General features: G+C 28.2%; 9 protein-coding genes. 1 reads left to right on the top strand and 8 read right to left on the bottom strand.

Annotated features, from left to right (window positions below):
* Positions 1–64: 64 nt before the first annotated feature.
* From MPAN_RS03405 to MPAN_RS03375, 7 genes are all read right to left on the bottom strand, one after another.
* Positions 65–2,434 carry an EAL domain-containing protein gene (locus MPAN_RS03405; protein WP_176238613.1) on the bottom strand — a complete coding sequence of 790 codons (2,370 nt, stop codon included), beginning with the start codon at positions 2,432–2,434 and terminating at the stop codon, positions 65–67.
* Positions 2,435–2,609: 175 nt separating this feature from the next.
* On the bottom strand, positions 2,610–3,029 hold the full coding sequence (locus MPAN_RS03400; protein ID WP_176238612.1) for a hypothetical protein: 420 nt from the start codon (positions 3,027–3,029) through the stop codon (positions 2,610–2,612).
* A gap of 58 nt (positions 3,030–3,087) precedes the next feature.
* Positions 3,088–4,230: a cysteine desulfurase family protein gene (locus tag MPAN_RS03395; RefSeq protein WP_176238611.1), complete on the bottom strand. Its 1,143-nt coding sequence runs from the start codon at positions 4,228–4,230 to the stop codon at positions 3,088–3,090.
* 2 nt (positions 4,231–4,232) lie between these two features.
* Entirely contained in the window at positions 4,233–4,526 is a 294-nt protein-coding gene (locus MPAN_RS03390; RefSeq protein WP_176238610.1) for a hypothetical protein, read from the bottom strand.
* A 7-nt stretch (positions 4,527–4,533) separates the two neighbouring features.
* Positions 4,534–5,694 (bottom strand): cytochrome c biogenesis CcdA family protein, encoded by a 1,161-nt coding sequence (locus MPAN_RS03385; RefSeq protein ID WP_176238609.1) that lies wholly within the window; start codon positions 5,692–5,694, stop codon positions 4,534–4,536.
* 95 nt (positions 5,695–5,789) lie between these two features.
* Positions 5,790–6,461: a glycerophosphodiester phosphodiesterase gene (locus MPAN_RS03380; RefSeq protein WP_176238608.1), complete on the bottom strand. Its 672-nt coding sequence runs from the start codon at positions 6,459–6,461 to the stop codon at positions 5,790–5,792.
* 65 nt (positions 6,462–6,526) lie between these two features.
* Positions 6,527–6,874: a hypothetical protein gene (locus MPAN_RS03375; protein WP_176238607.1), complete on the bottom strand. Its 348-nt coding sequence runs from the start codon at positions 6,872–6,874 to the stop codon at positions 6,527–6,529.
* Positions 6,875–7,159: 285 nt separating this feature from the next.
* Here MPAN_RS03375 and MPAN_RS03370 point away from each other — a divergent pair, with 285 nt between their 5' ends.
* Positions 7,160–11,020 (top strand): immunoglobulin-like domain-containing protein, encoded by a 3,861-nt coding sequence (locus MPAN_RS03370; protein ID WP_176238606.1) that lies wholly within the window; start codon positions 7,160–7,162, stop codon positions 11,018–11,020.
* 167 nt (positions 11,021–11,187) lie between these two features.
* Here the strand turns inward: MPAN_RS03370 and MPAN_RS03365 are convergent, their stop codons facing one another.
* Entirely contained in the window at positions 11,188–12,315 is a 1,128-nt protein-coding gene (locus MPAN_RS03365; protein ID WP_176238605.1) for a carbohydrate kinase family protein, read from the bottom strand.
* Between the last annotated feature and the right edge of the window lie 52 nt (positions 12,316–12,367).

The following is a 12,367-nucleotide window of genomic DNA, read 5'->3' as shown; positions in this document are numbered from 1 at the left end:
CCTCTCATCTATAACATTATAGCATATAAACTTCATTAAAAAAACTGTCAATTAAGACAGTTTTTTATATCATTTTTTGTGGTTTATGGAAGTAATAGCCTTGTTGTAAGTAAATATTTACTTTTAATAAAATATCACTAACTTCTTTTGATTCTACAAGCTCAGCAACAATTATTTTATGAGACAAACTGCCAATTCTGCTTATCATCTCAACAATTGCATGATTTTTCTTTGATTCTAAGTGATTAATAATACTACCATCAATTTTAATCATGTCATACTCTATGTTTTCTAAAACAGCTAGGGATGAATACATACTACCAAAATCATCTATTGCTATATAAAATCCAAATGATTTAAACCTTTTTATCATTTCATTACATATAAAGTTATTATGTACAAATGTATTTTCAGATACTTCTACAAAAACATCTTTTGGATTAACCTGATTAAGTATAGTAATATCATAGAATTGTTGTGCAAATCCTTCTTTTAAAAACATTTCTGGAGTCAAATTGATTGTAAGTTTTAAATCTTGTTGACCTTCTTTTTCTTTAAGAATTTTAAAACTAGATAGACTTTTTTCGATTAAATTTAATTCTAACATTTCAATTAAATTGGATTTTCTTGCTACTTTGAAAAACTCATCAGGAACAATAAAACCTAGTACGTCATCATGCCATCTAGCAAGAGCCTCTACATAAATAGCTTTTTGAGTCGAGGCATCCATAATATATTGCATATGAATATCTATTTTTTTATTCTTGATTGCTTCAAAAAGTCTATTTCCTAAAATAATGTTATTTTCTAAGTTTTCTTTCATAATTGGTTGATATCTAGTTACTTGGTTGTATTGTGTGTCTGGCTTATGATAGGATGCTAGCGCTGCATAATTGATTAAGTCATTAAAATTTTTAGTGTCATCGGTATATATTGCATAACCAATTCGTTTTTTTATTTGTATATAAAGATCACCAATAGTATAAGATTTAACAATTTGTTCTTCTAAAATCTCTTTTGTCTTTTCAATTAATACTTTCGAAGGATTAATTAAAATTAATAAGAATTGATCTTCACTTTGATTTGCTAGTATATCATTGCTTGATATGATATTTTTTAATTCATTTCCTAGAATTTTTAAGAGTTGTTCTGAAATCTGGATACCATAATAATCAGTAACTGTATAAAACTCATCAATATCAATATTAAAACAAGCTGCTGATCTAACATCTTTCAATTCTTTAATACGTTTATTTAAACCATTTTTATTTAATAATCCAGTAATCTGATTATAATTAGCTTGATATTCTAATGAATTTCTTAAATTTGTTATTTTAGTAATATCTTCTCCCATAGAAATAATAGATTTTGGTTTGCCATCTCCATCATTTAACAATACATTCTTCCATGAAATAAGAAAATCTTCGTCATTTTTTTTATATTTTGTGACTGAGGTTGTAATTTTTTTTTCAGCTACATCTTTTATCCATTCATCGAAATCACTATGATATCTGTTCCCAATATCATTAACATAAACTCCCACTATCTCATCAGGATCATAGTTAAATATCTCACAATATTTATTTGAAGCCTGTATGACATTTCCATTCATATCAAGAATAACTATAAGTTCGTTTGTATTTTCAATAACTTTTTTATTAGATATCGACAATTCCTTCAACTGATTTTTTGTTATTGTTAACTGCTTTCTCATTAAATCCATATCGGATACATCAAAAGCAATCCATAAATAGTGATTATTAGTTTTTGTTGCATAAAAGTAAAAAGATAAGTAATTATTTAAATCTGGTAATTTAATATTTATTTCTGTTGTGTTTTCAACGTTATTTTTTTCTAAAATTTCAATAAGTTTGTGTCTATCTATTTCTTTTGTAAATGATTTTATTTCTTCTAGTGAATATTTTCTAGTTTGTTTGTTAATGTGATGAGCTTTTGAAAAGCTCTTTGAATACTCAAATATAAATGTTTTTGCGCTTTTATCATATTCAATATATATTGCACTACTATTTTCAAATGCAAGTTCCTGAATGTTCTTTCTTTTTTGCATAAATGATAAAAAATCTAAGATTCCAAATCCAAAAATCGCAACCGCGATAGCAAATATGATTTGATAGATTGTTTCAATAGTATAATTAATTAATATATCATTAAATGATTGATAAATTGATCTGATAATAATTTCTGCTATAAATAATGCAATGAAGATTAATGATGAAATGATAAGTGACTTTCTTCTTTCTATTATAGCTACAATCATTAAAAGTATTGAGATTAATACAAGTGCCCCTGAAGTTATTGAATAATATAGGAAAAAAAGCTCTTTATCCGCTACGGCAATAGCTACATACAATATGTATATAAACAATGTGGCATATCCAATTTTTGCAAATAATTTAAATCTTCTTTGGTTCACTCATATAGACCTCCTCTTTTTAACTATATCAAATAAGAAATTCAATAGTTAGTAACTTAAGTGAAAATTAAGTTACTTAACTAAAACTTAATGATTAGATATAGTCTAAATAAAAAACACTTCATAAATTGAAGTGTATGTGTTTATAAAAATTTCATTTACATTAAACTAAACTTTATATGACACCAAGTACGCCGCCTACGATAATCAACACATTTAAAACCACAACTAGGATAAGTGTGTTTGCAAAATAAGAAACGATTAAGAAAACGAAATATTTATTACCTGATTCATAGTTAAAATGACGTCTATAAAATATAAAATATTCTAAAATTAATATGGTAGTAACAAAAATAATCCAAAAAGATAAAACAGCATAGTTAACGACACCAGTTTGTCCAAACGGGATAAATAAGAATGCTCCTCCAGCGCTTAATAAAGATATCAAATGAAATACTAGATATTCATAAAACAATTTCTTATCGATTTGAAAATCAAAATATCGATGAACTGCCATTCTTAGCCCAGTTAACAAGAAAGATGAAAAAACGATTATAGCTAATGTGATAAATATAAATTGCATTAAGTCTGTCATAAAAATCTCCCATAGAGTTTTTGATTATATTTGTCGTTTTAGTAAAAAGTTAATATACTTAGTTTCTTATTTCATCATAAGCTTGTTTAAATCTTTTGATGATTTCATCATGATCTTCTAACTTACAATATTTTCCAAATGATATTCTAATCACACATGGTTGATATTCTTTTTCTACATTTATTGCTTTAATAACATGTGTTGGTTCAATAGATTGTGCATTACATGCACTTCCATTTGAAATAAAAACACCTAATTTATTAAGTTGAAAATGAAATTCATGACCTAAAACATGTTTAAATGCATAAGATAAATTATTGTAAGATCGATTAGAACCACAAGGTGTACCATTTAATTTAATATCATCAAATGCATTCATCATTTTTTGATGAAAATCTATTTGCAACATTTGATAATGATTTCTGTTTTTTTCTAATTCTAATCTTGCAATTCTTGCTGCTTCTCCCATACCTACAACACCATATAGATTTTCAGTTCCTCCACGTTGTTTACTTTCTTGTGAGCCTCCATGAATTAAAGGTTCTAATTCTAAACCTTTTTTCACATACAGTACTCCAACACCTTTTGGTCCATAAAATTTATGACTTGATATTGTTAAAAAATCTACATCTAAATCTTGAAGATCAATATCAAGTTGTGCAAAAGCTTGAACAGCATCTAAATGAAGCTTTGTTTGATGTCTTCTGCAAATTTTGGATATTGATCTAACATCTTGAATCGTTCCTATTTCATTATTAGAATAAATGATAGAAACCATTAAAGTATTTTCATTGATTGCTTGATCTAATTGTTTTAGATCTATCAAACCATATGCATCAACATCTAAATATGTAACTTTATACCCTTGAGTTTCTAAAAAATGAAGTGTGTTTAAAGTTGCTTTATGTTCTATCTTAGATGTGATGATTTCTCTCTTATCTGGGTTTTTAAATGCATAACCTTTAATTGCCCAATTAGTAGATTCGGTGCCTCCTGAAGTGAAAAATATCTCATCTGGTGAAGCATTAAGTGCATCAGCTACCTTTTTTCTTGCTTGATTGATTGCTTTTTTATTTTCAATTGCATGACTATGCATTGAAGAAGGATTTTCAAATTTATGTTCCAAAAATGGCTTCATAAAATCTAATACGCGATTATCAAGTGGCGTTGTAGCAGCATAATCTAGATAAAATTCTTTCATGATTATTTTCTCCTTATAATGAGCGTAGTTTGATCTATATTTTTAATATCAATAAATTTAATCTCTTCAATAGAATCAGAAAGCTTAATTTCTTGATCTAAATTATCTTTAAATCTAGAAACTAAAGCATCACAAAAAAATTCAATGATATATACCTGATGTATGATGCAAGGTTCTTCATCACCAAACATTTCAAATGATTTTTGTTTTAATACATCTTTTTTAATTGGAAGATCTATAGGCTTCCCGTCAAAGATGATTTCTTCTTCTTTTTTTAGAATTATTTTATATTTCATATGACCCTCACAGTACCACCAATATATAATAAATGATAATTGCTAAAAACACAAAAACATTAAATAATTTTATCCAATGTAGTTTTTCTCTCATAAAGACTGATATACTCATGATTGATTTTGTTTTTGCAGCAATCACTGCAATAATAATCAAAGGTAGTACAAAAATAAAATTGTAAATTAATAATAAGATCAATCCACGGCCAATATGGCTAGAGAAATGAATCAAATGGAGTATTGCTGTGAAATACGCTTGACCAGTGCATAAAAATTCAGTAAATGAGATGACAATACCTATGAAAAATGCAATAAAATAAACCATGAAACTGCCTTCTTCTAATTTTTGAGTAAATTTAGTCATCATTTTTTTATTAAACTTTTGAATTCTACTTGGTAATTGATTTTTAACTTTATCATATCTTTTCAATATCGTTACGATAAAATCAAATAGATTTAGGATAACAACTATAACTGAAATACCTATAATAATCCAAGGTATAATCTCTAATATAGGTGCAAGTCCATTTAAACTTGATAACGTCGTATACAATATAGTTCCAAATAAAAAATATGAAATAAAAATTGCGGAAATAAAGATAAAACTAATCTTTAACAGTGTTTTTGAATTATCTGAGAAACTTAACATGGAAATAAATAATAAAAGCATAGCTATTGCACAAGGATTTACACCATCGACAAATCCTAGTAATACAAAGGTAATCAATGAGAAATCAGCATCTGGTGCAGCTCTTAATGTGAGTAAATCATCTCTATCCATGATATTTTGCAACGTGTTTGACTCTACACTATCTTTAATATCAGTATACCCTACAAAATAGGTGTCTCCTACAAAGATTACAGGAGTTAATTGAGTTCCAAAGAAATCAACATCATAAGTGAATTGTACATCATACAATAAGTTAGTATAGTCTTTATCATCTTCTAAATAGAAGATTTGTATATCATATCCATCTTCAATAAGATCAATAATAATTTTTTCGTTTTCTACTTTTTGACATGCACTACAATATCTAGATGCAAAATAAAGAGCATCAGCTTGTTGTATTTCATCTTGATTATATGCTTGAAGATTAATATTTGGAATTGCAAAAAGAACAATGACAAACATAATCATAAATGTATAAAAATATCCAATATATTTTTTCAATTGCTGCCTCCTAGACATATGCTTATACTTCTATTATAAACACAAAGGCTAAGAATTAAAAGACTAAAAAAAAAACTTAACTGTTATCGTTAAGTTTATAGTTTATCTGTAGTTAATAAATCAATCATAAGCTCTTTACAAATAGATTCTGTTTTTTTATCATTTACAGTAAATACACCCAGATTAAATCCTTTTTTCTTAAGTTTTTCTACTAGTGTTTTGTTAATAGATTCTTTGTTCAAATATAGGTTTAACAAATTCACTCTACAATCATAAATAAGTTCATCATCAATAAAAGTCGTTAAAAGATATAAATCAATATCTGTTATTGCTCTTAAATATTTCAAATAATTGATATTAAAAGAAATAATAACTGGGTCTAAATCATCATAATCACCTATAATAGCAAATAAATTATGCAGTTGTGTAATATCATGTATCTTCTTAATTTCAATAATCGGTTTTTTATGATGTGCTTTACATATATCTAAAAATTCTACTAAATGAGGTATTTCATAGTTGTTTTTCTTTTTGTCAAATAGTTTTATTTGTTTAATCTCTTCATATGACAAATCCATAATTTGATGATTTTTAGAAGACAACCGCTTCGTTGATTCATCATGAAAGATAATGAATTCTCCATCATTTGAAGTATAGATATCACACTCCACACCATCAAAATGAGGATCTAGGGCAGCATCCATAAATGCTTCTTTGGTGTTTTCTAGTGCGCTGATAGTTTTACCGCGATGTGCAATATATTTCATAGTAACTCCTTTTTCCCCATATCATTATAACAAAAATTTGCAAATATATACCTAATTATTTACTTTTATACTTTTTTAATTAAAAAATTCAAATCTGTTTGTTCTCCAATAAGTCTCAGTCTAACAAATCCTTTTTTAAACGGAAGTGTTATATGTTTTTCCAAATTTTCTTGAGCAAGTATTTTCATCTCGTCTTTTTGGATAGCTATTAAAGCAGCTTGTCCATTTGTAATTTTAAAATCTATATAAAGATTTTGTAAATCTTCTACTTTTAATAATGCAACATTAGCAAATCCTGTAAATTTTTTAATTTTACCTTTATAGCTTTTATCTCTTAGTTTTCTAGTAACCATAAATACTAATGCTTTCTTATAATTTATTTTCGATAGCACTTTTTTTTCTTGAAAATCCATAACATCACCCTATTTTTTCTTTTATTGTATCACTTATTGCATAAATTTAAAAGTCATATTTTACTCTAATGTTTGCTTCATGATTTTCAATTTACCTCACTTAATTTCTATAATCGACTTTAATTACTACTAATTTTATATAAAATATAAACCCTTAATTTATAAAAAATCACATATAGAAAATTATTTTCATTTATGTATGGAAAATTATTTTGATTTTACTTAAATTTTATTGTATAATAAACTATCTAAACTTTTTAAAAATAAAATAAACAAGGGGTATTTATGAAAACAATTTTAAAAATCGGAGTGTTGCTAATTTCACTTTTTATTTTGACGTCCTGTGGCTCAACTCCCGAAGAAATCTCTACTTTATTACCTGAAATTGAACTTTCAGGTGATGTTTTTGTTACGATTGAAGTTGGAACCGCCTATACGGATCCAGGTGCTTCCATTATTGGTGATTTTAACTTAGATATACAAACAACATCAGATCTTGATACAAATACTGTTGGTGTATATACTATCACTTATGCTATTGAATATCTAGGTGTCAATTATTCTGTTGATAGAACAGTTACTGTAGTTGATTCTGTATTATATAATTTAGATATCAATATTTCAGATGTTACGATTACAAACACTTCTATTAGCTTTACAGTATCGCTTAATGATCCCACTGGTGATCTTTCAAATGTTGAAGTTGTATTATATCAAGGTAGCAATGTTGTAAAAACATTTCCTATCACAAATGGTGATACACTAATTACAATTGATACTTTCACTGCAAACACTAACTATAAGGTTGTTGTAGAAGGTAGTTATCTCTATGAAAGTATCACGAAAAACATTGAAGGTTATGAAATAAGTTTCACATCTGGAGATGTTGATGCTACAGCTGAAACACCCATCTTAGCATTAAATGGTGATGCAACAATGACAGTTTTTGTTTATGATGATTTTACCGATCCAGGAGCAACCATTACTAATGATTTTGATTTGGATATTGATGTTACTTCAGATGTAGATTCAAATACACTAGGATCTTATACCATCACTTATAGTGTTGTTTATGAAGATGTAACCTATAGTATCACTAGAAATGTTTTAGTGATTGAATATGTATCTGTACTAGATGGATTTAATTTCATCTTAACATTAGTTGAAACAACTAAAGATTCAATCACATATTCTGTTAGTTTGACTGATCCACTTGGCTTATTACAAGATGGAAAATTAGTACTTTATAATAAAGCGACGTTTATTGCAAGTTATGATATAAATAATGGGATGAACACAATTACTTTTTCTAACTTAGAATCAGATACAACTTATGAAGTTAAAATTGAAGGAACTTTTGACCAATATGGATCAACACTACCTGTTGAAGGTTTTAATGAGGAAGTAGATACACTTCCTGCAGTTGTATTAGGATTCACTAATACTAATGAAGTGATTACTGATATGCTTTATAGTAGCGTAATTAATGTCGTTGATTTTAATAGTTCGATTTCACAAATGACTGCAACTCTTTATCAAGGCGAAGTCGAAGTAGATCATTTAAATTTAGTTGTCGGCAATAATACATTTGAAAAAAACTATTTAGTTTCAGAAACTGAGCATACATTAAAAGTTGATTATACATATACACCTGTTGGAGCAACAACTCCAGTTAGTGAAACAATCACTTTATCTACATTTACAACACTAGCTACACCAACTCCTGACTTAATATTATTCTATTGTCAACCAGAAGCTGAAGGTTTTGATATCGCTGTTGGGCTTAACCAAACAAGCTTCACATTAATTTCTGTCTATGTAGAAGTTTGGTTAGATGGTAGTTATCATAGTCGCTTCACAGCTATCAACAACTTCACTTTAATAGAAGTCACTGGACTGGAAGATAGTACTAGTTATGAAATAAAGCTTTATGCTGATTATACTCAAAATTCTACTGAAAACGAATATATCTATAAATTAATTGATGAGCAAACAGTATCTACTCTAGAAGTTCTTTCATATACAACACCTTCTATAGAAAACTTTGCTGTAACTTCAAATATAGGTGATTCTAACTCTATTACTGTAACACTAGATTTTCTAGATCCTGATGACGTCTTATTAGAAGATGCCTATTTAAGATTATACAAAGGAACTTCTATTGATGATTCACAATTAATCAATGTTGGATCGAATGTTATAACTTTTGATGACTCAATAGATAGCAATACAATATATACATTAAAAGTACGTACAAGTTATGCAGTCAACGAAAATTACGATGATAATGAATGGAATACAGACATATTCGAACAAGATTATTTAACACAGCCAGATATTGCAGGTATTTCCTTTGTTCAAGAACAAGACATTTACTTCTCAGGAGATCATATCATCTTGATTTTAGATGTCGATAATCCAGATGATATGATAATTGATTATGTAACTATTAATTCTACGATTTACGAAGATTTCTTATTTCCTAGTAATTTAGATAGACTATATATCTCTCTTGGACATGAAACAGACTATACAACCTACAATTACCACTTAGAAAGTTTCTCAGTTACACAAATTGATGAATCAATATATGATGTTGAATTCGATCAATCTATATCATTTAATTTAAATGTTCCTGGTTCAGTTGATCCAGAAACTGCAACTGTTGATGTCTTAGAATTAACTGCTGTTGATTACACACGTGAAGTTGTTTTAAATGATACTGCAGATTATCAAATCACAGTTCACCTAGACAATCCTTACAATCTAGAAGTTAAGAGTATCACAATTAATAGTGTCACTTACTTACAAGCTGAATTCTTAAGCGAGTCTACTACGAAACAAATCGTATTACCTGTAGAATTGTCTAGATATAATAATAAATTTATCGCAAAAGGAATTTCCTATATGCGAAACGATGATCTTATTGAAGAGATAGTTTCATATATCCCAGAAATTGAAATATATGGATATATCAGTTCAAATGTCTCTTATATCAATACTGTAGCAGATCTACTAGCTATAGATACAACACATACAGAATTCTATTATGATTATATTTTAACAGCAGATTTAGATCTTGCAGGTATAACTTTTACTCCAATTGGTACAGATGATTATCGCTTTAATGGATCCTTTGATGGAGGCGGTCATACAATCTCAAACCTTCAATTAACCTCTTATGAAATTAACCAAACAACTTACGATTATTTCGGACTTTTTGGATATTCTCAAGCATATATTTATGATTTAAAATTAGAAAATGTTTATATGAATATTACGACTGATGAAACACATACACTCTATATTGGTTCACTAGCAGGTAAATCCACCGGTTATGTAAGCCATGTTGAAGTTATTGGTAATTCGAGTATTACAGTAAATGGATCAACAAATGTTGCACTAGGTGGCTTAATAGGTGACAACTATGGTACACTCATTCATACACATACAAATATAGACATTACGATGGACGGGTATAATCATACGCCTGGTACAGCTATTATTGGTGGTCTTACTGGAACAACTTATTATGGTAATGTTGCAGTATCTTCAGCTAAAGGTTCTATTTCAATCACTAATACAAATGATGTAACAGTAGAAGTTGGTGGACTTATTGGATCATTTTCTACCGGTTCAAGCAGCCCTAGAAATAATATATCAAATTCATATGCTGATGTAGACATTACAACTTCTAACACGTATTATGGTTCAACTGGTGGTTTAGTTGGAAAATCAGGCAATGGCATCTATACTAATTCAGGCATTATTAACTCTTATGCCTCAGGATCGGTAGAATCATCAGCTGGTAAAATTGCTGGACTTGTTGGCCGCTATTCTATATATATAACAAATAGTTTTGCAACTGGTGATGTATCATCTGCAAATGTTTCTGTTGGCAGAATTGTTGGCACAGGTGCTAATTCATATATTGAAAATACATTTAAGTATGATGGACAAGTATTGATTTCTTCTGGCTCTTTAGTTACAAATGGTCTTGATACATATCAATACACAATGGTTACTGCAGGTGCTGAACAATTTAATGATGATGAGTTTTATACTAAACATTTAACTTGGAGTACGTATTTCTTCGACTATACTACCTTAGATGTGGCAAACGGAGTTTTACCAACTCTCAAATAGTAAATAAAAATGATACGATTAAACCCGTATCATTTTTTATATATATTTATAATCTCTTACTCATTTGATGTTTCATAGATTTGAATAAATGCATGACTAATAGTTGAGTTCATTATAATCATATAAAACTAAAGAAAAAAGCCCTATTGGGCTTTTTAACATCTATACTAAATTTTATTTTCAGCCCAATCTTTCATAAAAGTATACAATTCTTCGAAATCAGGACTGTGCGTGTTTCTTACATAAAAACCAGAAGTAGACATACCAGTTAATAATGCTTGATCTGGAGTTAAGCCTAGCATTAAACCTAAAATAAATCCAGCATTGAAATTATCACCAGCACCTGTTGATAATTTAGGTTTTGCGATGTATGGTCCTTGTTCCATATAAAACTTGTTATCAATAACACAGCATGAACGATCAACAGGATGAATAACTACACAATCAACATCTAAATAATTTTGTAGTGCAATATTTAAATCTTCTAATGAGACTTGCATGTTAACCAACGATTCATTATCAAATAAATCTAGAACATTTGCGACATCATAAGCTTCTTTTTTATTTAATCCAAGAACTACAAAGAAATTTTTTGTGTATCTCTTTAAAATACTTAAAGCTCTTTTGATTTCTTCATCTTCTCTTTTTTCTGGATCTGCAAGATCTACAAAAAAGTAAGGTTTTTTTCCTCTTTTAGGAAGTTGAGGTAAGATATTGTTCGCAACTTTTTCCCAAAGATCTGTTAAGTTAGGTAGCATACTCCAATTCACGTTGGCAAATAAATCTGTTTTGCTTAATAAATCAATAAATTCTTTTTCTCCTACTTCTTTTAATAAATTCTCATAAGTCACATCATTTAAAGACTGCATTTTTCCTAATAATAATTTACCATCATCAAATTCAAGTGCATCTGTGTGTCCATTAGTTGCAAAAGAATATAGTTTCACTTTATCTTCCATCACTTTAAAAACACCATCAACAGAAGGATAGCCTAAAGCACCCATATAAACGATTGATGCATTATGTTGTGATAACGCATTACACATAATCGGTCCATTACCACCAATTTTTTTAATTGTAGGTACTAATTCTATATTAGTAGATAATCCACTAGCTTTAACAATTCTAGTTCCTAAAGCTTCAATTGTATTGATTCTAGTAAATTGTTGACTGTCCATTCTTTTATCAACCACGTGAATGATTTCATCAACAAATCCATCAAATCCCACAATCATCTTTAAATCTTTAGGATTCTTTTTGCTTAATATGTTAGATAACTCTATACGTTTGTCCATGTAAATACCCCTTTTATATGTTTATTTTATTATATCACAAGAAAATTAGAAT

The sequence above is a fragment of the Mariniplasma anaerobium genome, from assembly GCF_016865445.1.
GTDB lineage: Bacteria > Bacillota_I > Bacilli_A > Acholeplasmatales > Acholeplasmataceae > Mariniplasma > Mariniplasma anaerobium.
Note: the sequence above shows the minus strand (reverse complement) of the source record. Positions and strands in the feature narration are given on the sequence as shown.

Bases quoted from the DNA above. Each gene is read 5' to 3' on its own strand.
- MPAN_RS03390 (WP_176238610.1), bottom strand. From the start codon at position 4,526: ATGAAATATAAAATAATTCTAAAAAAAGAAGAAGAAATCATCTTTGAC.
- MPAN_RS03395 (WP_176238611.1), bottom strand. From the start codon at position 4,230: ATGAAAGAATTTTATCTAGATTATGCTGCTACAACGCCACTTGATAAT.
- MPAN_RS03365 (WP_176238605.1), bottom strand. From the start codon at position 12,315: ATGGACAAACGTATAGAGTTATCTAACATATTAAGCAAAAAGAATCCT.
- MPAN_RS03370 (WP_176238606.1), top strand. From the start codon at position 7,160: ATGAAAACAATTTTAAAAATCGGAGTGTTGCTAATTTCACTTTTTATT.
- MPAN_RS03375 (WP_176238607.1), bottom strand. From the start codon at position 6,874: ATGGATTTTCAAGAAAAAAAAGTGCTATCGAAAATAAATTATAAGAAA.
- MPAN_RS03380 (WP_176238608.1), bottom strand. From the start codon at position 6,461: ATGAAATATATTGCACATCGCGGTAAAACTATCAGCGCACTAGAAAAC.
- MPAN_RS03400 (WP_176238612.1), bottom strand. From the start codon at position 3,029: ATGACAGACTTAATGCAATTTATATTTATCACATTAGCTATAATCGTT.